The organism is Candidatus Electronema sp. JC (assembly GCF_048287365.2).
GTDB lineage: Bacteria > Desulfobacterota > Desulfobulbia > Desulfobulbales > Desulfobulbaceae > Electronema.
Map to the genome: position 1 here is coordinate 19,759 of NZ_JBLWEM020000024.1, position 21,238 is coordinate 40,996.

A 21,238-nucleotide genomic window follows, 5' to 3' on the forward strand; every position below is an offset into this window, starting at 1 on the left:
GGTCAGCTCCGCCGCAAGCTGTGTCTGTTCTCGTCCAGCCTGGCCACAGCCTGCATCAGCACGTCGTGCAGCGGCGCGGACTTGCCGGCGCTTGTCAGCCCGGAGGCGGCCCGGCAGGTGCGGATGGTCGGACAGGCCCAGGAAAGCATTTCCGCCACCGCCTCAACCCCCCGCTTTTCCGCCGCCTCAGCCTCAATCAGATTGCCTTTGCGGATGCGGATGATGCCCCGCAGCTGGTCGGCAGGGCTGCTCACGACCACATCGGCGGAATGATGGCCCATGCCGATGAGCTGGAGCAAGTCGGCTAAATGCACCGAGTCAAAAAAGGCGCTGCCGGACTCGCGGGCAAAAATCCGGGTCAGCAGGCGGAGCAGCTCCTCAATGCGGAAGGGATGCTCGATGACCGCTGCCGCGCCGCTGTGATAGGCGGAACGCTTCAGCTCCTCGGTCAGGCCGCCGCTGTACAAAATCACATGGGTCTCCGTGTGCCAGCGGCGGATATGCAGCAGCAGATCGATGCCGCTTTCGCCGGAGAGCTGGACGTTGGCCAGCACTAAGTGGACAGTGAACCGGTTCAAAATTTCATGAGCCTTGGCAACGCTGGCGGCGAAGGCGGTCTGGTAGCTGCCTGCGAAGGGCGCGAGGCCCTCCTTCAGCTCCCGCATGAAGTCCTTGTCCCGGTCAACGATCAGTATGTTTTTGCGGTTCATGGCGGACAGCGGCTTTGGCTGGGTTATTCAAAATAGTCCGGCAGATCGTGCTCGCCGCTGGACTGCGGCAGGATGTCGCCCACCGGGATGTTGCGGCCGATCAGGGTTTTCAGGGCGACCAGATTGACCAAGCTCTCCAGCCCGGCCCCGCCGTAGGCGCGGAGATGATCGAGCAGAATTTTCACTGCTGTCGGCGGCTCGACCTTGAAGCCGGTCACTTTGCTGCCGGCGAAAGTCATGACGCTGGTGAAGGACTTGTCCCGGTTGAGGGCGGCGATGCCCTTGGCCAGAGCCTCGCCGGAGGCTTCCCGCCCCAGCTCGTCGAGCATTTCATTGACCGCGCCAAGATAGTTTTCCGCCTTCTCGCTGGCGATGAGCAGATCCAGCCCCACGTCCAATTTGTACATCCGGTCAAGGAAGTCCTTGATCAGCGCGCCTTGAATGATGGAGCCGTGCTGCGGGGCGATCATCTCCGGCTGCGGATCCAAGTTGCGGATGCGCGAGACCGCCAGCCGCAGCGCGTCCCGCGAGGGCATGTACAGCTGATGGAAGGTCTTGATGCCCTCCCAGGAGGTCTCGTCAGCGTAGAGATCGGGAGTGTAGGACAGCCCGCCGAAGAGGTCGCCGGAGAAAAGGATGCGGCTGCGCTCGTCGTAATACATCATCGCCCCGCGAAAATGGCAGAAGGGCGAGGGCACGAAAATCAGACGGCAGCCGCCGGGCATGACGGCACGGTGGTTGCGGTAGCTCTCCACCGCCTTGAAGCGGCTGGCCTTGAGGCCGAAGAAATGAATCAGCCGCCAGGTGTCCTCCGAGGCCACCACCATGCACTGCGGGTTGAGTTTCTGGAGATAGGCGGCGTTGGGGGCGACATCAGGATCCTGATGATTGATCAGCACGCCGTTGACCTTTTCCAGCCCGCCGATGATCGGCACCGCCGCCTTTTGCAGGCAGGCGAGCAGCTCCGGCGGACCAGGGTCAAGAATGAGGTTGGCCTGGCCTTTTTCGTGCGGATAGCAGAGGAGATAGACATTCACCTCCAGCAGGGATTCGGAACGGTTGGCCAGCCACCAGACATTGTTCCGCAGCTCAACAGGCTTCATCATCGGCAAGTCTTCCATGCTCGCGGGCGGTTGAGAGGTTTTCCGGCGTTTTCATAAAGATGTGCTGTGTTATTGTAGCGCATCCGGGAAACATTCTCAACGTGCCTCCTGAGCGGAGGCTTTTTCCGCGCCGGCGGAGCGCCTTATGTCAGCTGTTGACATTGCCCCTGCGGCTGAGTAATCTTAACTGCGGATTTTTTTCAAGCCGGAGGCGCGCCGCCCGCGCCATGCTGTTCAACTCAGAATTGCAAGGAGAGACATTATGCGCAGAAACACCATGAAAACTGCCACACTGGCCTTTGCCGCCTCGCTGCTGCTGGCGCAGGCCGCCGGAGCCAGAGAATTCGCCGACATCTACACCGACTGCGGCCTCGGCGCGCTGATCGCCCCCCGCACTCCGGCGGTCGCCGCCGTGACCAATGTCACCTTCGACCTTGGCACCACCGCCATCATCTCCAACGTCTCCTCGCCGGAGACCTGCCAAGGCGGCAAGGCGCTGGCCGCAGCCTTCATCAACGACGCATACGAGCCGCTGGAGGCTGATCTGGCTCGCGGGCAGGGCAAATATCTGGATTCACTGGCCGTGCTGGCCGGTGTGCGCGAGGAGGGCAAGACCGCCTTTGCCGACAGCCTGAGAAAAAATTTCGCCGGATCAATCGCGGCTGAGGGCTACGCTGACCGCAGCCGTTTTGAGAAAGCCGAAAATCTCTACAATTTGGTCTTCCAGCAGCCGGATAGCCGAAGCTGAGAGGGTGTTCTGCCGGGCAGACAGCAAGCCTGTCCGGCTTCCGCCTCCTGTTTTTTATGAGCAGGCAGGCGGTGTTGGAGGAAAGTTAATCTTCAAACCATGCCCGCCGCTTTGAGCAGACTGCTCTCCGGCGCGTCCGGGCTGAGTTCCTGCACGCCCGCCATTGCCCCCAGCAGACGGTCGGCCAGCACCTTGCCGAGCTGCACGCCCTCCTGATCAAAGGAGTTGATGTTCCAGCAGAAGCCTTGCAAGGCGATGCGGTTCTCGTACAAGGCGAGCAGCGCGCCCATCGCATAGGGCGTGAGCTGCTCCCCGATCAGCACCGAGCTGGGCCGGTTGCCGCTGAAGCATTTATTCGGGTTGTCATGCTCGCGGCCTTGGGCCATTGCCAGCGACTGCGCCAGCATGTTGGCCACTAATTTCTGCTGAGAAGTAGTGCCGTTAACCGTGATGTCACGCCCGTGCTGCGAACGGCGGAAGCCGATGAACTCCGCCGGGACGATCTCCGCGCCCTGATGCAGGAGCTGATAGAAGGCGTGCTGGCCGTTGGTGCCTGGCTCGCCCCAGACGATGGGGCCGGTCTTCCACGTCACCGGGCTGCCCAAGCGGCTGACCTGCTTGCCATTGCTCTCCATGTCGCACTGCTGGAGATGGGCCGGGAAGCGGAGCAGGGCTTGGCTGTAGGGCAATACGGCCACGGTGTTGCAGCCGAGGAAGTTGCGGTTCCAGATGCCAAGCAGAGCCATGAGCAGGGGCAGGTTGCTGCGGATGTCCTGCTCTTCCGCCGCCTTGTCCATTTCGTGCGCCCCGCGCAGCAGCTCGATGAAGGCATCATAGCCAAGGGCGAAACCCAGCGTCACACCGCCGACCATTGAGGTGGCTGAGTAACGCCCGCCGATGTAGTCGTGCATGTGGAAGGAGGCGAGATACTTGGCCGGATCGTCCATCGGGCTGCCCGCGCCAGTAACCGCGACCAGATGGCGGGCGGGATTCAGCCCTGCCTCAGCCAAGGCGGCGCGCGCCAGCTCCTCGTTGGTGCGGGTCTCCAGCGTGCTGCCGCTCTTGGACACCACGTTGATCAGGGTGCGGGAGAGGTCAAGACCGGCCAAGACGGCGGCGGCATCGTCCGGGTCAACATTGGCGATGAACGCAGCCTTGCGGCCCGGCAAGCGGTATTTCTCCAAGGCGAGATAGAGGGCGCGGGGGCCAAGGTCAGAACCGCCGATGCCCACTTGCAGCATCGTGGTGAAGGTCTCGCCTTGCTCGTTGCAGACTGCGCCGCTGTCCACATCCGCCAGAAAGCTCTTGAGGCGGGCCAGCTGCTCCTCAGCCTGCGCCGTCGCTTCCGGGGCAAGGGGCGCGTCGCTGAACACGTCACGGCAGGCCGTGTGCAAGACCTGCCGCTCTTCGCTGGCATGGCCAACGATCCGGTTCATCACTGCGCCGCGCCGCATCGCCTCGTATTGTTCCAGCAGCCCGGCCTCATCGGCCAGCTCCTGCAAGGCGGCCAGCACACTGTCGTTAATGCGCTGGGCAGCGTAGAGCAGGTCAAAGCCGCAGGCCGAGGCTTTGTATTCCGCAATCCGCTCCGGCGGCAGGCTGTCAGGCCGGGCCAGATTGTACGGGCTGCGAGCCAGCTCCTCTAATTTTCGCGCCGCCTTCAGGTCAGCGAAATCCTTCCACGTTGTCATTTGCTCCTCCTCCTTTATTTTCACCACGCCAGCAGGCCCACAGAATACAAATAGCCGAACGCGGCCAGCGAACCGGCGATGCCCAGCAGCACGTCATCCCAGCTCCAGAGTTTTTTGCTCCAGAGATCAAGGGCCTCTTTGAGCACATTCACCAAGATGCCGGAGCAGTACAGCGGCGGCCAGTGCACACCCAGCAAAGTGAGGCTGAAGCCCCAGAAGAAATGCGTCTGGAGATCGAAGCGGAAGACCCGCATCACCAGCTCTCCCCACTGCTGATACCGCTCCAGCAGGCTCATTGCTTGAATCCGGCCAGCTCCTTCATCTCGCGGATCACAGCCGCATAATCCGGCTGGCCGTAGACAGCCGAGCCGGCCACAAAAATGTTCGCTCCCGCCTCAGCCATGGCTTTGATGGTCTTCGGGCTGATGCCGCCATCGATCTCAATGCCCGCCGCCGGGTTGGCCTCGTCGAGCATGGCCCGCAGCTTGCGGCACTTGCCCAGCGTGGAGGGAATGAAGGACTGGCCGCCGAAACCGGGGTTTACGCTCATCAGCATGACCAAATCAACCTCTTCCAGCACGTGCTCCAAGGCAGACAAGGGCGTGGCCGGATTGAGCACCGCGCCCGCTTTCTTGCCAAGGCTGCGGATGGCGTTCAAGGTGCGGTGCAGATGCACGCAGGTTTCTGCATGAACGGTGATCCAGTCTGCGCCAGCCTCAGCGAAGTCTTGGATATATTTGTCTGGATCGGTTATCATTAAATGCACATCCAGCGGCAGCTTGGTCGCCTTCCGCGCCGCCTTGACCACCAGCGGGCCAATGGTGATCGCCGGGACAAAGTGCCCGTCCATCACGTCGATATGGATCACTTCAGCCCCGGCGGCCTCCACCGCCCTGATTTCCTCGCCAAGGCGGGAGAAGTCGGCGGAAAGGATGGAGGGGGCGATCATCATTTCTTTCATCATGTTCTCGGCAGCAGCAGGTTCAAGTTCAAAGGAGTGGCGCAGAAAATCAATTGTACCACACCTTGCTTTTTTCAGGCAAGAATTGCCTGCCCTTCGTATGCGTCAAACCGGCCCCAGCCTTCTTCCTTGCTGTCGCAACCTGTTTTTCAGGCGCACTACGTGAATTCTCCTTTTCTCCGCAACTGAACGCACAGGAACGCCATGTCGAAAATACGCATTCTTTCCGATCAGCTTGCCAGCCGCATCGGCAGTCAAGGAGCTGTTGGAAATCGCTAAAAAAAAGCAGGGGCTGAAAACAGCCCCTGCTCTGAAACAATTATGCCAGGAGTTACGCAGTTGAAACAAGAAGTTCAACTATTACAGCCAGTTGTCTTTCTCCCTACTTAGATCGCCAGTTGAATAAAATCAATGAGTTGGCGGTCGAACTGCGTAACTCCTATATGCGAAAAATGCCTTTGCTACTTCTTTCCTTTACGTCCCGGATTGCCTGGGCTGGTGCCTTGCCCGTCGTTTACTGGAGGATTGCCCGGAGGCTGCGGGTCTTGCCCGTTGCCAACGCCGTTGTTAGCGGTCTCGCCCGAACTGCCCGGATTCGCCACAAGGACATGGCCTTCCGCTGTTGTCGCATTGCCTGAGGGATCCGTGGCAATGATTGTCCAGATAATGTTGTCGCCGACACCGCCGGAATCAGCAACAGTAAGCGTGTCACCTGACACATTGACCACACAGGATTCCATCTTGCTCTGCTGCGAGCCGTCTTTTTTGACTTTATAGCAGGAATAGTCGGTTATCTGGATCGCTGCGGAGCAGTTGTCCGTTGCCGTCGCCTTGAACGATATTGGAGCGTCGGACGGAACAATTGTTGCAGGCGCATTTGCTTGGACATTGGTCGGGGCAAGAGTGTCGGCCACAGTCACCGTCGCCGCTGCGCTGGCTGAGTTGCCGTTGCAGTCGGTTACGGTGAGCGTCACCGACTGCGGGCCGACATCGGCGCAAGTGAAGCTGTTTTTGCTGATGCTGCGGGATGCTATGCAGCAGTTGTCCGCAGAGCCGCCGTCGACATCAGAGACGGCAATTGAAGCCTTTCCGCTGGCAGACAGCTGCACTGTGACATCCTTTGTCTTGACAACAGGGGCAACCTTGTCCACTGTCGTCACTTTGGCGACGCAGGAATTAGATGCGCCACTGTCATCAGTCACAGTCAAGGATAAGAAATCTTGAACACCAACATCCGAACAAGTAAAGTTCGATTTGGAAATGCTCAAGGAGATATGATCTCCTTCATCAGGGTCATATGAGCCGTTGTCGATGTCAGTCGGTGAAATTGCAGCGTTCCCGTTTGCGTCCAGAAAGACTTGGATGTCCTTGCACTTCGCTACCGGCGGCAGATTTAGGCAAACCTGCGTTTCTTTGGTTGCGACTGCCTTTGCCACCCCCGGCGTGGTGCTGCTCATGGTGAACTGATTCGAGAATTTCATCCCAGGACTGAGGGGGCCTACAGGCAGTGTCGCTGTCGCCGAACCACTTGCCTCGGCACTGAGCGAGCCGACATCCTCGTTCCAAGAAGAGCCGCCCCATGTGCCGTCAGTATGGCTTATCTTTACGCCTTGGATACTGTTTTGGCTTGGATTTCCATAATCCAGCGCATAGGTGATGTTCGTGCTGTTTGCAGGAAGGCATTCTCCTTCTGCAAGACCATCGCCTGCTTTGAGAGACGTGGCCCAGACACAGGCTTCAAGCACGGCAGCAATGACAGGTTGCGGGTTATTTAAAAACTGATTCAAGTCAAAGAGCTTTCCACCTGTGTCGTCCGCGAGTTTCTGGGTCTCTGCAAACAGGCCGGTTGGCATGATGCCAAAGAAAACACCTCCTCTGTCCGTCATGGCAGCTATGGCTTCTTGCTGTGTGCGACCGCCTTGGTTGGGTGTTTCATCAGTAATGAGGATGTTGCAGTATGGTGCTCCTGTAAAACCAAGCGACGGTGCAGGAGTGGACACGCAGAACGAGCCGTTCCACGCAGCAGCAATTGTGTCGGTTGCCGACTCATAAACTGCACGATATCCTTGCTCTGAGCCTCCGTCTGCAACCATATCTTCAACCGCATTATAGAAAACATTTTGATCGGCTGTCAGCGGTGTGTGAACATGCGGGATTTGACCTTCACTGCCGCAGTGACTCCAAGATCCGTAGCCCACCAAACCAACATGAGAATTAGAAGGCAGGGCATCATAAATTGTCTTGACATTTGTCTTGACACCATCAATTGCCGACTGCATGCTTCCAGATTCATCGATCTTGAAAACCACATCAATTTGGGCCTGTGCCGCCGTGGTGATTCCAAAAATCACCGCTCCTGTAGTTAACGACAGGACTTTTCTCATGGTACTCCTCCTTTTTTTACAACGGTTATGATTTTAATGAGATGCAGATTAAATTAATCTGCATTTCCATTTGAACAACTTGTTAAGCTGTCTATGCAACTTTCTTCACCGGCATCCATCTCGATGCCATCGAAGCGGATGGAAAAAGTAAACCGAATTATCCAATCCAAGAACTTAATCGATTACAGTTATCCCAGTAACAATGCACTTTAGATCACATTTCAAGAAATATGTCAAGATTTTTTAAATATAGTAATGATTATCATTTCTATTTCTCTTGCAATCCTTGTATACTGCCCGAATCCCCCTTTTCCCTGTCAACCAAACGCACAAAAACGCCATGTCAAAAATACGCATCCTCTCCGATCAGCTTGCCAGCCGCATCGCTGCCGGCGAGGTCGTTCAGCGGCCCGCCTCGGCGGTCAAGGAGCTGCTGGAAAACGCCCTTGATGCCGGGGCCAACCGGCTTGACATCCACATTGAGGACGACGGCACCCGCCTGATCCGGGTCGCGGACAACGGCTGCGGCATGGATCAGGACGACGTGCTGCTCTGCCTCGAACGCCACGCCACATCCAAGCTGACCGAGGACAGCCAGCTCGACACAATCACCACGCTCGGCTTCCGGGGCGAGGCCCTGCCCAGCATCGCCTCGGTCTCGCGCCTGAGCATTTTCTCCCGCACCAGCACTGCGGCGGCAGGCACGCGCGCCGAGGTGCGCTGCGGCATTCTCCACGATGTCCACGAGGCGGGCTGCGCCTGCGGCACCATTGTTGAAGTGCGCAATCTCTTCGCCAACATCCCGGCCCGGCGCAAGTTTCTCAAGAGCAAACGCACCGAGCTGGCGCATATTGAGGAGGTCATCCGCAGCCAGGCCCTTGCCTGCCCGGAAGCCGCCTTCTCCTTATATATAGACGAGCGCAAGACCCTTGATCTGCCCGCCGCCAGCTTGGAGCAACGGCTGCGGGCTGTCTGCCGCTGGCCGGACGAGGAGCTGCTGGCGGTGGAGGCGGCGGGAGAGCTGACCGTGCGCGGCTGGCTGCTGCCAAGCGGCAGCCCGGCTGGCCTGCTGCGGCTCTGCGTCAACCGGCGGCCTGTGCAGGACAGAATGCTGCGCCACGCGGCAGCGGAAGGAATGCAGGGCCTGCTGATGAAGGGCCAGCAGCCTGCTGGCGCGCTGCTGCTGGAACTTGCCCCGGAGCTGGCGGACATCAATGTCCACCCGGCCAAGCGGGAGATACGCTTCCGCAAGTCCGGCGAGACGCATCAGGCGGTGAAAAACGCGGTGGCCGAGGCGGTGCGGCTACAGCAGGAGCGACTGCGCTCGCGGCTCTTTGCTGTGCCGAAACAAGAGGATAAGAATGTAGGGGCGAAAATTTTTTCGCCCCTGCAGCAAGAAATCTGCATTGCCGAGCCGCCGCCGCCATTCCAAGAAAAATTTGTCCCGCCGCCGGAAACGCCGCCTTCGTCAGCCGCCGCCAGCCGTCCACCCATGCTGCTTGAACCGGAGCGCGGCGGCCTACGTCTGATCGGCCAGTTAGCCAAGCTCTACCTGCTCTGCGAATTGGACGGCCAGTTAGTGGTGATTGACCAGCACGCTGCCCATGAGCGGATCATCTATCAGCAGCTGCGGGACAATTATCAGCAGCGGCGGCCCGCCAGCCAGGCACTGCTCTTCCCGGTCACGGCGGAGCTGAAGGCGGAGCAGGCAGATTTGCTGGAAAAGGAGCGCGAGGCGGTGGCTGCGCTGGGTGTGGAAGCGGAGTTCTTCGGCGGCAGCACGTGGCTGATCAAAACTCTGCCTGCTGTGGCTGCGCATCTGCCGCCGCAGGAGGTTTTAGCGGATATTCTCGACGGCTTGGCCGCCGCTGTGCCGGAATATATGGACAAGCTGCTGGCTTCCTTGGCCTGCAAGGCAGCGGTCAAGGCGGGCAAACGTCTTCAGGCGGAAGAAATGCTGAAGCTGCTGGAGCAGATGGGCGGCTGCGCGGCCTTCTCGCACTGCCCGCATGGCAGGCCGGTGCTGAAGATGTTTTCGCCGCAGGAAATGGAAAAATGGTTCAAAAGAGCATAACTTTATGATGTTGCTGCAAATATATTTTTTTATACTTGCAGCAGCAAATATTTAACCGCATCCTTTTTAGCAAGTAAAGAAAAATCGAAATTTTTTTGACAAGGCCAGAATTTTCATTTATCCTAAAAGTAGGATTGATTATCAATATCAATTAAAATCTGCATGACAGATTCAGCGTCACGCTGAAGGAGACGATCATGAAGAAATATATTATTCTGCTTGGAATTATACTGCTTGCAGGCAGCGTTGCTTACGCTGGCGATGCAAAAAAAGACTGCTTGTCAGGCGAAGGGAAAACTGTGGATGATGCTTTCAAGGCGGGTGTGACCCTTGCCAAAGGTGCTGGTTTGCAGCTGGGAGGAGAGAAAGGCAAGGCTCGTCTTCATATCTTGCCAAAGAATGGGCATGGTGTCTATGTGGTGAAAGTCTGCCATTCCTCTCTTGACTCTGGAAAAGCCAGAAAATAAAACTTGGTCGGCGTAACAGCCGATCTCCATACGGCCCATCCCGTCTCCCTCTGTTGAGGCAGACGGGCTTTTTTATGCGCAATTTTTGCTTCGCATAAAACAGAAAAGGCTAATTTTATAATGTATCTATCTAATTTTATAGTTAATACTATTTTCTGTACTTTATGTGACATAATTAAACTGCATTTGTTTCAGCAAGTAAAGCGAAATTTGCAAAAATTTGACAAGGCCCTATTTTTTTCGTATCCTTTAATTAGGAATGATTATCAATAACGAAAAAGAAGGGACTGGCCCTTCAGAGAAGATGCTGAGGCGTATTTTCAATCATCGAGGGAGGATACGATCATGAAGAAACTGCTTGCCGCCGCTTGTGCAGCCGCTATGCTGCTTATTTCTGGAGCTTCAGCTTTTGCTGGAAAATGCGTCAGAGTGCATGGAGACACACCGGCTGAAGCCTTGGAGGCGGGCATGAAAGCCGCCAGCGAATGGGACAGCGAGGGTGTGCTGGATGCCAGCACGCAAGTCCGCATTTTGCCGGAGAAAGAGAATGGGAAGTATGTGGCTGAGGTCTACACGCTGCCGCGCAAAAGCCCTTGCGAACTGCACCCTGAATATAAAGTTGCGGACGTAGTTGAGCCGTAATCTCGGCTTCCGTCGTCCGGCGGCCCGGCGGCCCGTCATGCCTTTGCGTAGACGGGCTTTTTTTCATGCCGCCTGCGGCTCCAGTGCCTCGGCCAACCGCAGAGCCGCCGTAGTTTTCGCCACGTCATGCACTCGGAGCATATTCGCTCCCTGTCGGGCGCAAAAGGAAGAGACTAACGCCGTGGCCCAGTCCCGCTCTTCTGTCGGCAGGCCAAGCAGCTTGCCGAGGAAGGACTTGCGCGAATGGCCGATCAGCACTGGAAAGCCAAGCGATTTGAACGCGCTGATGTTGCGCAGAATCGCCAGATTGTGCTCCAGCGTCTTGCCGAAGCCGATGCCCGGATCAAGAATGATCCGCTCGCGGCGGATGCCCTGCGCTGCCATCCACGCTGTCCGCTCCTGAAAAAACGCGCAAATTTCAGCAACCACATCAGCATATTGCGGATCAAGCTGCATGTCGCCGGGCCGACCCTGCATGTGCATGATGATCAACGGGCCGTCAAAGCTGCGGGCCGCGTCAATCATCGCCGGGTCGTGACGGAGGGCGGAACTGTCGTTGAGCATCGTCGCTCCGGCGGCCAGCGCGGCGCGGGCCACAGCGGCCTTGGTGGTGTCGATGGAAATCGGAATTTCCGCCGCAAGCGAGCGCACCGCCTCAATCGCCGGGATGACCCGCCGCAGCTCCTCCTCCTCTGCAACCGGCTGGGCAAAAGGCCGGGTGGACTCACCGCCGATATCAATGATGTCCGCACCATCGGCCAGCAGCCGCTCCGCCTGCCGGAGAATGCTTTGCGCATTAAAAAAGCTGCCGCCGTCGGAAAAGGAATCCGGCGTGACGTTGAGGATGCCCATGAGCTGGGGGTTCTTCATCTTGCCTGCCTCCTCCCCAAAAAAAAGGCGCAGGAAAATCCTGCGCCTCATGCTGTGTTGCTGAAGAACTCAGGCCGCAGCTGGCTCAGGCTCAGGCCGCAGCTTGCCGATGATCCGGTCGATGTCCTCCAGCGTGATCGTCTCCTTCTCCAGCAGCTCGCCAGCCACCGCTTCAAGGATGTCCTTGTTGTCACTCAGCAGCTGCTCTGTGTCCGCAGCGGCGGCAAGGATCATCTCCTTCACCACCGCGTCGATGCGGCGGGCTGTGTCTTCGCTGTAGTCGCGGTGCTGGGCGATTTCGCGGCCAAGGAATATCTGCTCCTCCTTTTTGCCGTAAGCCAGCGGCCCTAGCTCCTCGCTCATGCCCCACTCGCAGACCATCTTGCGGGCCAAGTCGCTGGCGCGCTCAATGTCGTTGCCGGAACCGGTGGTGATCTCGCTGAAGATGATCTTCTCGGCAGTCCAGCCGCCGTAGAGGATGCGCAGAGTGTTGAGCAGGAACTGCTTGGAATGCGTGTATTTCTCATCCGTGGGCAGCTGCATGGTCAGGCCCAGCGCCCGGCCGCGCGGGATGATCGTCACCTTGTGAATGGGATCAGTGCCGGGCAGCAGGCGGGCGACAATGGCGTGGCCTGCCTCGTGGTACGCGGTGATTTTCTTCTCGCGGTCGGAGATGATCATGGATTTGCGCTCCGCGCCCATCATCACCTTGTCCTTGGCCTTTTCCAGCAGCTCAACGGTGATTTCCTCCGCGCCCTGCCGGGCCGCCATCAGGGCCGCCTCGTTGACCAAGTTCTCCAGATCCGCGCCGGAGAAGCCGGGCGTGCCGCGCGCGATCACCTCCATGTTCACCGAGGCGGCCATTTTGGTCTTTTTGGCGTAGATGTCCAAGATCATCTGACGGCCTTTGATGTCCGGGATCGGCACCACCACCTGGCGGTCGAAGCGGCCAGGCCGGAGCAGGGCCGGATCGAGCACGTCAGGCCGGTTGGTGGCGGCGATGATGATCACGCCGTCATTGGCGTTGAAGCCGTCCATCTCCACCAGCAGCTGGTTGAGGGTCTGCTCGCGCTCGTCATGACCGCCGCCCAGACCCGCGCCGCGATGGCGGCCCACCGCGTCGATCTCGTCGATGAAGATGATGCAGGGCGCGTTCTTCATGCCCTGCGTGAACAAATCACGCACCCGCGACGCGCCCACGCCGACAAACATCTCGACGAAATCCGAGCCGGAGATGGAGAAGAACGGCACCCCGGCTTCACCGGCGATGGCTCTGGCCAAGAGCGTCTTGCCGGTGCCTGGAGGGCCGGCCAAAAGCACGCCCTTGGGAATGCGCCCGCCGAGCTTGGTGAATCTCTCCGGGTCTTTAAGAAAATCAATGATCTCCTCCAGCTCGGCTTTGGCCTCGTCTATGCCGGCCACGTCCTTGAAGGTGATTTTAGACTCGCCCTCCTCCTGCATCTTCGCCCGCGTTCTGCCGAAACTGAGCGGGCCGCCTTTGCCGCCCATCTGCATCTGGCGCATGAAGAAGACCCATACGCCGATCAGCAGCAGCATCGGGAACCAGGAGATGAAGATCGAGAGCCAGAGCGACTCCCGGTCCGGCTCCTTCACGGTGATGTCCACGCCGGATTTGCGCAGCAGGGGCATCAGCTCCGAGTCGCGGGGTGTCATGGTGACAAAGGGGCGGCCATCCACAGTGGTGCCGACTAATTTGTCGCCCTTGACCATGACCCGGTTGATCGCCCCACTTTCGACGTTGAGCAGGAACTGGCTGTAGCCCATGTCAACGCTGCTGCCGATGCTTTGCCTATCCGGCTCGGTGCCGAGCAGCTTGACCAGAACGACCGCCGTCAGGCCGATCACCAGCCACATGCTCAGATTTTTATAGAAGTTGTTCATTCAGCTGCGAAGGGAATTAGGTTGAGGCTTGCTTTCCGCCTTCAGGGCAAGGTATGACCTCGCAGGCCCTCAGTCAAGGGCAGCGGCGAATTCCTGCACTGTTTTCACCCCGATTTCCTTTTCAGCCAGAGCAGCGATGGCCTGGGCCATCGACACCGCGCCGCTGACTGTGGTGGTGTAGGGGATGTGATAATTCAAGGCCGCCCGGCGGATGAAATAGGAATCTTCCGTGGTTCTGCTGCCGGACGAGGTGTTGACTATCCACTGTACTTGACCGTCCTTCAGTTTGTCAAGAATATGGGGCCGTCCTTGGGAAATCTTGTTGACCCGCTCGCAGCCCACGCCGTGCTCGGCCAGTTTGTCCGCCGTGCCTTGGGTGGCGAGAATGCTGAAGCCCATCCTGACCAGCTCCTTGGCCACCGGCACCATGCCGTCCTTGTCGGAATGGCGGACGCTGATGAAGACGCAGCCGTTTTTCGGCACCTTCTGGCCAGCGGCCTGCTGCGACTTGGCTAAAGCGAGGCCGAGGTTGTCGTCTATGCCCATGACCTCGCCGGTGGATTTCATCTCCGGGCCGAGCAAGGTATCCACGTTCTCAAAGCGGTCAAAGGGGAAGACCGCCTCCTTCACCGCCCAGTGTTTAATGGTAACTTCTTTGGTGAAGCCAAGCTGCTCCAGCGTCAGGCCGAGCATGACTTTGGCCGCGATCCGGGCCAGCGGCACGCCAGTGGCTTTGGAGACGAACGGCACGGTGCGCGAGGCACGGGGATTAACCTCCAGCACATACAGCGTCTCGTCCTTGACCGCGTACTGCACGTTCATCAGGCCGACCACGCCCAGCTCGGCGGACATGGCCTTGGTCGCCCGGCTGATTTCGGCGATCATCTCGACAGAAAGCGTGTGCGGCGGCAAGACGCAGGCCGAATCGCCGGAATGAATACCCGCCTCCTCGATATGCTCCATGATCCCGCCGAGCACGGTCATCTTGCCGTCTGATACCGCGTCCACATCCACCTCAATCGCGTCTTTCAGGAAGCGGTCGAGCAGCACCGGATGCTCGCTGCCCGCGACCGAAGGCAGGGCCATGAACTCGCGGATGCCCTGCTCGTTGTAGACGATGCGCATGTCGCGCCCGCCAAGCACGTAGGAAGGCCGCATGACCACCGGGAAGCCGATCTGCTCCACCGCTTTCAGGGCCTCAGCCAGATTGTGGGCGATGGCGTTCTCTGGCTGCTTGAGGCCGAGCTTTTGCAGCATCTGCTGGAAGCGTTCGCGGTCTTCGGCCCGGTCGATGGCATCAGGCGAGGTGCCGACTATCGGCACTCCGGCGCGGGCCAGCGGCACAGCCAAGTTGAGCGGGGTCTGGCCGCCGAACTGGACAATCACGCCGTCCGGCTTCTCTCGCTCGATGATGCTGAGAACGTCCTCCTTGGTCAGCGGCTCGAAGTAGAGGCGGTCGGAGGTATCGTAGTCCGTGGAGACTGTCTCCGGGTTGGAGTTGACCATGATGGATTCCACGCCGATTTCCTCCAAGGCAAAGGCGGCGTGAACGCAGCAGTAGTCGAACTCAATACCCTGGCCGATGCGGTTGGGGCCGCCGCCAAGGATCATGATTTTTTTGCGGTCGGACGGCTCGGACTCGTTCTCCTGGTCATAGCAGGAGTAGTAGTACGGGGTGTAGGATTCAAACTCAGCGGCGCAGGTGTCCACCAGTTTATAAACCGGCTGAATGCCGAGCTTCTTGCGCAGCTGGCGGATGTCCTCCTCAGCAGTGCCGGTCAGATGAGCAAGCTGCGCGTCAGAGAAGCCCAGCTGTTTGACCTCAAAGAGGAAATCGGCATCAAGCAGCCCGGCCAGCCCCTTTTCCTTGATCGTCTGTCCGGCCTCGACGATCTGGCGCATGTTGACCAAGAACCACGGGTCAATCTTCGTCAGTTCGGCGATGCGCTCGATGCTCATGCCCCGGCGCAGGGCCTCGAACAGATGCGGGACGCGCTTGGAGTTCGGCTTGCGCAGGCCGTGCTCAAGGTCGTCCTTGTCCAAATGCCGCAAGTCCATCTTGCCGCTGAAGCCGAAGCCTGTCCAGCCGATCTCCAGCGAGCGCAGCCCTTTCTGGAAAGCCTCCTTGAAGGTGCGGCCCATAGCCATCGTTTCCCCGACCGACTTCATCGCTGTGGTCAGGCAATCATCCGCTTCCGGGAACTTCTCGAAGGTCCAGCGGGGGATCTTTACGACGCAGTAGTCGAGCGTCGGCTCGAAAGCGGCGCAGGTCTCCTTGGTGATGTCGTTTTGCAGCTCGTCCAGCGTGTAGCCCACAGCGAGTTTAGCAGCAATGCGGGCAATGGGAAAGCCGGTCGCCTTGGAAGCCAGAGCAGACGAGCGCGAGACACGCGGATTCATTTCAATCACCATCAGTTCGCCGTCCGCAGGATTGACCGCAAACTGGACGTTCGAGCCGCCGGTCTCCACGCCAATCTCGCGGATGATGGCGATGGCCGCGTCGCGCATGTTCTGGTACTCGACATCGGTCAAAGTCTGCTGCGGGGCCACGGTGATTGAGTCGCCGGTGTGCACGCCCATTGCGTCAATATTCTCAATCGAGCAGATAATGACCACGTTGTCCTTGCGGTCGCGCATCACCTCCAGCTCGTACTCTTTCCAGCCGAGCAAGCTGCGCTCCAGCATGATCTCGGTGGTCATGGACAGGTCAAGCCCGGCGGTGCACATCTGATGCAGCTCCTCGCGGTTGTAGGCCACGCCGCCGCCTGTGCCGCCAAGGGTGAAGCTGGGCCGAACAATGACCGGAAAGCCGATCTCCTCGCCTGCGGCCATCGCTTCTTCGATGGTGTGGACGATGAAGGATTTCGGCACATTGAGGCCAATCTTGCGCATCGCGTCGCGGAACTCCTCGCGGCCCTCGGCCTTGCGGATGACCTTCGCGTCCGCAGCCAGCATCTCCACGCCGTATTTCTCCAACACGCCGCTTTCCGCCACCTTGATCGCGGTGTTGAGGGCCGTTTGGCCGCCGAGCGTCGGCAGGAGCGCGTCTGGCCGCTCGCGCTCGATCACTTTGGTCAGATATTCCGGGGTGATCGGCTCGATGTAGGTGCGGTCGGCCAGACCGGGATCAGTCATGATCGTGGCCGGGTTGGAGTTGATCAGCACCACCTCGTAGCCCTCTTCTTTCAGGGCTTTGACCGCCTGCGCGCCGGAATAGTCGAACTCGCAGGCCTGGCTGATGATAATCGGGCCGGAGCCGATGATGAGAATCTTATGTATGTCTGTGCGTTTGGGCATGGCGAACTGTACGAAAATATTTAAGCTGACAGGCAGCGGTCCTTCTGAAAGGGAGAATGTTCTTCTGCTGGCTGCGAACGGCGCATTCCGGGCAAGAAACGGCTTGCTTCCGGCTGCGAATGGCCCGTTTGACACTGGAAATGCCTCATTGCCAACAAGGAATGGCACATTTCCACGTGCGAATGAGGCATTCCTTCTTGGCAACGCCTCATTCCTTGCTGCGAATACCGCATTGCCAGCAGCGAACGGCTCGTTGCCAAGCGGGAATGGCCTGTTTCCAGCTGGCAACGAGCCGTTGCCAGCGTCAAATGCGGCATTTCCAGCCGGGAACGCCTCATCGCCGCTGTTATCTGCGCCCTTCCATCAGGCCGATGAAGCGGTCGAAGAGGTAAACGGCATCGTGCGGGCCGGGCGCGTGTTCCGGGTGATACTGGACGGAAAAGGCGGGGTATTCTTTGTGCCGCATCCCCTCAAGGCTGCCGTCGTTGAGGTTGATGTGCGTGACTTCGACGCTGGCGGGCAGGCTTTGCGGATCAACGCAGAAGCCGTGATTCTGCGAGGTGATCTCCACCTTACCGGTCTGCAAATCCTTCACCGGCTGGTTGCCGCCGCGATGACCGAATTTCAACTTGAAGGTGCTGCCGCCATAGGCAAGGCCGAGCATTTGGTGGCCAAGGCAAATGCCGAAGATCGGCTTCTTGCCGAGCAGGGCGCGGATGTTCTCGACCACGCCAGCCACGCCAGCCGGGTCGCCGGGGCCGTTGGAGAGGAACACGCCGTCCGGGTTCAGAGCCAGCACGTCGGCAGCCGATGTCTTCGCAGGCACGACCAAGACGCTGCATCCCTTCTCAGTCAGAATGCGGAGCTGGTTGTACTTAATGCCGAAGTCATAGGCCACAACCTTGAACCTGCCGCCCGCTGGGAAGGTGCTGCCCGCGACCGGACCGTTTGTGCTCCACGCATAGGGTTTGGCCGCTGTCACGCCTGCCACCATGTCTTGGCCGACCAAGCCCGCCCAGTTTCTCGCTTTCTCCACCAGCGAAGCCTCGTTGAGGTCTTCGGTGGAGATGACCGCCTTCATCGCCCCGCGCTTGCGGATGATCCGGGTCAGCATCCGGGTGTCGAAACCCTCGATGCCGAGTACGCCGAACTTGCAGAGGAAGTCGGCCAAGGTGCCGCTGGCGCGGTAGTTGCTCGGCACGGCTTGGTATTCGCGCATCAGGAAGGCGCGGGGATGCGCGGCGGCGGATTCCATGTCCTCCGGGTTGATGCCATAGTTGCCGATCAGCGGGTAGGTCATCGTCACCATCTGGCCGGTGTAGGAGGGGTCGGTCAGGATTTCCTGATAGCCGCTCATGCTGGTGTTGAACACGATTTCCCCGGCTGCCTCGCCTGCCCCGGTGAAGGAGCGTGCGGGCAGCACAGTGCCGTCTTCAAGCGCGATTAGTGCTTTCATATTGAATTGGATTTTTCTCTGTTGTGCGGCCCGTATGGAGCAGAGCGGAATACGGGAGTTTCAGTTGTTCTCGCTGGCTGCTGGAATGACTCCCGCGAAACGTTTGACAAATTCCTTTGCGGACAAGGGGCTGCTGTTGCCAAATTCTACAGGCAGAATGATAACCTCAATTTTTTCATACGCATCGAACTCAGGCGGCAGTTTAATGAGAATTTGCTGATTTTGAGTTGTGTGGATTTGGCGCAGGGCTAACATGACAATCCGACGGTGATTTTTATGCTGGGGAATCTTCATCAAGAGATGATGCCGCCATACTGAACGTCCAATTCAGCACATCAAACACCTCCTGCAAGTCAACCGTGGCGGAAAATTTTCTCGGCTCCCGGATGAACACCCGGTTTTCCAGTTTGCCAAACTCCCACGTATTGCCTGTGGTGACAACACTAAGACACATTTTGCTGCCTTGCAGAGAGGCAGCCACCATTTCTGCCAATGCTTGCGTCCAGCCTTCCTCAAAATTGTCCTTTTTGGCTTCGACAATGCAGAGCGGTGGCACTCCCATGTCGCCGTATTTCGTTCGCGGCGCAATCAAATAATCTGGCTCACCAACTAAACCCTTTTCCTTGTCCACGTTATAGGGAACATGCGACCATATCTTCAGCCGGTCATAGTTATTTGCCACCAACTCTAAAATTGGACTGATGATTCTTTCGCAGATGGTGGTTTCGTTGATGAAGTTCAGGTCATCAGCCAGCTTGTTTTTGATTCTTTTGAAATCAGAGTCAGGAACTTCGACCTTTAATTTGCCTGCAAAAGGTTGGCTGCCGCCAACGGCGATGTCAAATATCCTCGCCACCTCAGAAACCGACCTGAACGTGCCGTATGGCATAATTTTTCTCTGTTCCTTGATTCAGTGAATCTTTGCCGGAGCGAGCATTCCGCTCAAAATGGAGAATATCTCGCTGACATCTTCAGGGAAACGGAAGGTGTGAACATCTTTCAGCAGCCGCTTTTCTTCCCGCTCCAGCACTGCAAAACGCCAGACCTCGCCAATCGTGACCGCGCCGTAGATATTTTGCATCGCTGACGGCTCTTCGTACATGTCCATCGCGATCATCTCAGCGGCCAATTGATTGAATCCGCGTTCAAGGTCGCCTTTCTTCGCTTCAATGACAATCAAGTTTTGCGGCGAGCGAAAAAGGTAATCTATCGTCCCGCCCAGCTTGTCATTCACCTCAACCGGATATTCTATATTCAGCTTGGCGTTGATATTTTGAATGACCGAATGCAGCACCGGCGCAATCATCACTTCGCGCTTCGCTGTTTCAGAAGAGAGCGAAATCTTTGGCAGGAGCGCATAATACGTGGAACTGATGCGTTCAGCAGTTTCCTGACTGACAGTCTGCAAGCGGGGAAGAGCGACGGCTTGCGTGAAAAAGGCGTATCCCAAGGCGACAACAATTTCCTCCGTCGGATTGCCCATTTCAAAATAATCGCTGAAGGTGTATTTTTTCCCTTCTTTGAAGATGCTTCTCATACGCGACCTTTTGCTTGCAATTCCCGCATCACCAATTCTGCCTGCCGCTGTGCCGAACCCTGCTGGGCCACTGCCAGCCGTTCCGCCGCCTGACAGGTCTGCTCATACAGCCGCTCATCGCGCAGCAGCGCGGAAAGGCAGTCGGCCAGCTCTTCGGCATCACGCGCCTGAAAACCTGCGCCAGCGGCCAGCACCATTTCCGCCGCATCGGCAAAATCCTGCATGAACGGCCCAAAGCAGACCGGCCTGCGCCAACGCACCGGCTCCATGATGTTGTGGCCGCCCTTGTTGACCAAGCTGCCGCCGCAGAAGCTGACATCCGCCGCCGCGTAGAGATCGGCCAGCTCGCCGAGCGAATCGACCAGCACGATGTCCGCTGTCCGCCCTTCCGCCGCGCAGCGGGAGAACAGCTCGTATTCCAGCCCGGCCTCATTGAGCAGCCGCCTGATTTCATCCAGTCGCTTCAGGTGGCGGGGCGCGATGATCCAGAGCAAGCCCTCCGCCGTTTCCTCACGCAGACGGCGGTACACCGGCAAGAGCAGCTCCTCCTCGCCCGTGCGGGTGGAGCCGCAGATGAAGACCTTTTTTCCGTCCGCCTTGAGCAGCAGCCGGTATTTGTCCCGCATCATTCCGGTATCGGCGGCAGGCAGGTCGTATTTTAAATTGCCGCAGACCTGCACCTGCTCCGCGCCCAGTTCGCGGAACCGCGTGCCGTCCTGCTCGCCGATCACGCCGACAGCCTTGAAGTTCTTGAGCAGATCAGCCATGAAGCCGGGCAGCCGCCGGTATCTGCGGAAAGAGCGTTCCGAGAGCCTGCCGTTGAGCAGAAGCAGCGGAATCCCGGCCCGGCTGGTCTCGCGCAGCATAGTAGGCCACAGCTCGGTTTCCAAGCAGACATAGGCATCGGGCCGCACCGTGCGCAGGGCGCGGCGCACCGCCTGGAGCGTGTCTAACGGAGCCAGTCCGCAGCGGACATCCGGCGGCAGACGCAGGCGGACGGCTTCCCGGCCCTGCCGGGTCATGGTGGTCAGAAAAAACTGGCAGTTCAAAAGATTGGTGCGCAGGGCGGCGGTCAGGGCGCGGGCGGCCTGCACTTCGCCCACCGAGGCGGCGTGTATCCAGATCAAGGGGCCGCTGCGCTGGAAAGTGTCTTGATATCTGCCCAGACGCTGGGCTATTTCCCAGCCGGGCGCGGTGATGTTCAAAACAGGCAGGACAGCCGGAAGCAGGGCGTGAACAGCCGTGCTCAGTGTGCGGTAGAGAGTGTGCAGCATGAATATCCCGGCCTGCGCCGGTCCCGGCTGTCTTTTTTCTTCCCTTCGCAAAACAGGCTATTTAAACAGGATTGGCCCGGAACGTCAAGAGGGAAGCGGCGGCGGGCGGAAAAAACAGCGGC

Annotated in this window: 18 protein-coding genes; 4 read left to right on the top strand and 14 right to left on the bottom strand. The window is 58.6% G+C overall.

The genetic code is table 11. The annotated features are described in order from the left end of the window. Nucleotides 1–2 precede the first annotated feature (2 nt). Both ACNKH3_RS03790 and ACNKH3_RS03795 read right to left on the bottom strand, forming a co-directional pair. Nucleotides 3–710, bottom strand: a complete 708-nt coding sequence (locus ACNKH3_RS03790) for a response regulator (RefSeq protein WP_417916807.1) — start codon at nucleotides 708–710, stop codon at nucleotides 3–5. 23 nt (nucleotides 711–733) lie between these two features. After that, entirely contained in the window at nucleotides 734–1,831 is a 1,098-nt protein-coding gene (locus tag ACNKH3_RS03795) for an MBL fold metallo-hydrolase (protein ID WP_420208309.1), read from the bottom strand. 244 nt (nucleotides 1,832–2,075) lie between these two features. Between ACNKH3_RS03795 and ACNKH3_RS03800 the strand changes: the two genes are divergently transcribed. After that, complete coding sequence (locus ACNKH3_RS03800; RefSeq protein ID WP_420208310.1) at nucleotides 2,076–2,561, top strand: DUF3015 family protein; 486 nt, start codon at nucleotides 2,076–2,078, stop codon at nucleotides 2,559–2,561. A 92-nt stretch (nucleotides 2,562–2,653) separates the two neighbouring features. Here the strand turns inward: ACNKH3_RS03800 and ACNKH3_RS03805 are convergent, their stop codons facing one another. The 4 genes from ACNKH3_RS03805 to ACNKH3_RS03820 form a co-directional block, all read right to left on the bottom strand. Next, a complete protein-coding gene (locus ACNKH3_RS03805; RefSeq protein ID WP_417916542.1) occupies nucleotides 2,654–4,252 on the bottom strand; it encodes a glucose-6-phosphate isomerase in 1,599 nt (532 codons plus the stop codon). A 20-nt stretch (nucleotides 4,253–4,272) separates the two neighbouring features. Further along, nucleotides 4,273–4,548 carry a hypothetical protein gene (locus ACNKH3_RS03810; RefSeq protein ID WP_417916541.1) on the bottom strand — a complete coding sequence of 92 codons (276 nt, stop codon included), beginning with the start codon at nucleotides 4,546–4,548 and terminating at the stop codon, nucleotides 4,273–4,275. Continuing rightward, nucleotides 4,545–5,213: a ribulose-phosphate 3-epimerase gene (gene rpe / locus ACNKH3_RS03815; RefSeq protein ID WP_420208332.1), complete on the bottom strand. Its 669-nt coding sequence runs from the start codon at nucleotides 5,211–5,213 to the stop codon at nucleotides 4,545–4,547. Before rpe ends, ACNKH3_RS03810 begins: the two co-directional genes overlap by 4 nt. A gap of 461 nt (nucleotides 5,214–5,674) precedes the next feature. Then, on the bottom strand, nucleotides 5,675–7,597 hold the full coding sequence (locus ACNKH3_RS03820; protein WP_420208311.1) for a vWA domain-containing protein: 1,923 nt from the start codon (nucleotides 7,595–7,597) through the stop codon (nucleotides 5,675–5,677). A 340-nt stretch (nucleotides 7,598–7,937) separates the two neighbouring features. On the opposite strand from ACNKH3_RS03820, the gene mutL reads away from it, so the two are divergent. The 3 genes from mutL to ACNKH3_RS03835 all read left to right on the top strand — a co-directional run bounded on the left by mutL (nucleotide 7,938) and on the right by ACNKH3_RS03835 (nucleotide 10,780). After that, entirely contained in the window at nucleotides 7,938–9,671 is a 1,734-nt protein-coding gene (mutL, locus tag ACNKH3_RS03825) for a DNA mismatch repair endonuclease MutL (protein ID WP_420208312.1), read from the top strand. A gap of 197 nt (nucleotides 9,672–9,868) precedes the next feature. Then, nucleotides 9,869–10,138 carry a hypothetical protein gene (locus ACNKH3_RS03830; RefSeq protein ID WP_420208313.1) on the top strand — a complete coding sequence of 90 codons (270 nt, stop codon included), beginning with the start codon at nucleotides 9,869–9,871 and terminating at the stop codon, nucleotides 10,136–10,138. A 345-nt stretch (nucleotides 10,139–10,483) separates the two neighbouring features. Continuing rightward, nucleotides 10,484–10,780, top strand: coding sequence for a hypothetical protein (locus tag ACNKH3_RS03835; protein ID WP_420208314.1), 297 nt, complete (start codon nucleotides 10,484–10,486; stop codon nucleotides 10,778–10,780). 63 nt (nucleotides 10,781–10,843) lie between these two features. Here the strand turns inward: ACNKH3_RS03835 and folP are convergent, their stop codons facing one another. From folP to ACNKH3_RS03875, 8 genes are all read right to left on the bottom strand, one after another. Next, complete coding sequence (folP, locus tag ACNKH3_RS03840; protein ID WP_420208315.1) at nucleotides 10,844–11,650, bottom strand: dihydropteroate synthase; 807 nt, start codon at nucleotides 11,648–11,650, stop codon at nucleotides 10,844–10,846. 69 nt (nucleotides 11,651–11,719) lie between these two features. Beyond that, nucleotides 11,720–13,552: an ATP-dependent zinc metalloprotease FtsH gene (ftsH, locus tag ACNKH3_RS03845; protein WP_420208316.1), complete on the bottom strand. Its 1,833-nt coding sequence runs from the start codon at nucleotides 13,550–13,552 to the stop codon at nucleotides 11,720–11,722. Between the two features lie 69 nt (nucleotides 13,553–13,621). Continuing rightward, nucleotides 13,622–16,849, bottom strand: coding sequence for a carbamoyl-phosphate synthase large subunit (carB, locus tag ACNKH3_RS03850; protein WP_420208317.1), 3,228 nt, complete (start codon nucleotides 16,847–16,849; stop codon nucleotides 13,622–13,624). Nucleotides 16,850–17,195: 346 nt separating this feature from the next. Then, on the bottom strand, nucleotides 17,196–18,305 hold the full coding sequence (carA, locus tag ACNKH3_RS03855; RefSeq protein ID WP_420208318.1) for a glutamine-hydrolyzing carbamoyl-phosphate synthase small subunit: 1,110 nt from the start codon (nucleotides 18,303–18,305) through the stop codon (nucleotides 17,196–17,198). A gap of 60 nt (nucleotides 18,306–18,365) precedes the next feature. Beyond that, entirely contained in the window at nucleotides 18,366–18,599 is a 234-nt protein-coding gene (locus ACNKH3_RS03860) for a hypothetical protein (RefSeq protein WP_420208319.1), read from the bottom strand. Beyond that, entirely contained in the window at nucleotides 18,580–19,194 is a 615-nt protein-coding gene (locus ACNKH3_RS03865; RefSeq protein ID WP_420208320.1) for a hypothetical protein, read from the bottom strand. The genes ACNKH3_RS03860 and ACNKH3_RS03865 overlap by 20 nt, the downstream gene beginning before the upstream one ends. Before the next feature lie 21 nt (nucleotides 19,195–19,215). Beyond that, the gene (locus ACNKH3_RS03870; RefSeq protein WP_420208321.1) at nucleotides 19,216–19,842 is read right to left on the bottom strand and encodes a hypothetical protein; all 627 of its coding nucleotides are present in this window, start codon (nucleotides 19,840–19,842) and stop codon (nucleotides 19,216–19,218) included. Next, nucleotides 19,839–21,116, bottom strand: coding sequence for a 3-deoxy-D-manno-octulosonic acid transferase (locus ACNKH3_RS03875; RefSeq protein ID WP_420208322.1), 1,278 nt, complete (start codon nucleotides 21,114–21,116; stop codon nucleotides 19,839–19,841). The genes ACNKH3_RS03870 and ACNKH3_RS03875 overlap by 4 nt, the downstream gene beginning before the upstream one ends. Nucleotides 21,117–21,238: the final 122 nt, after the last annotated feature.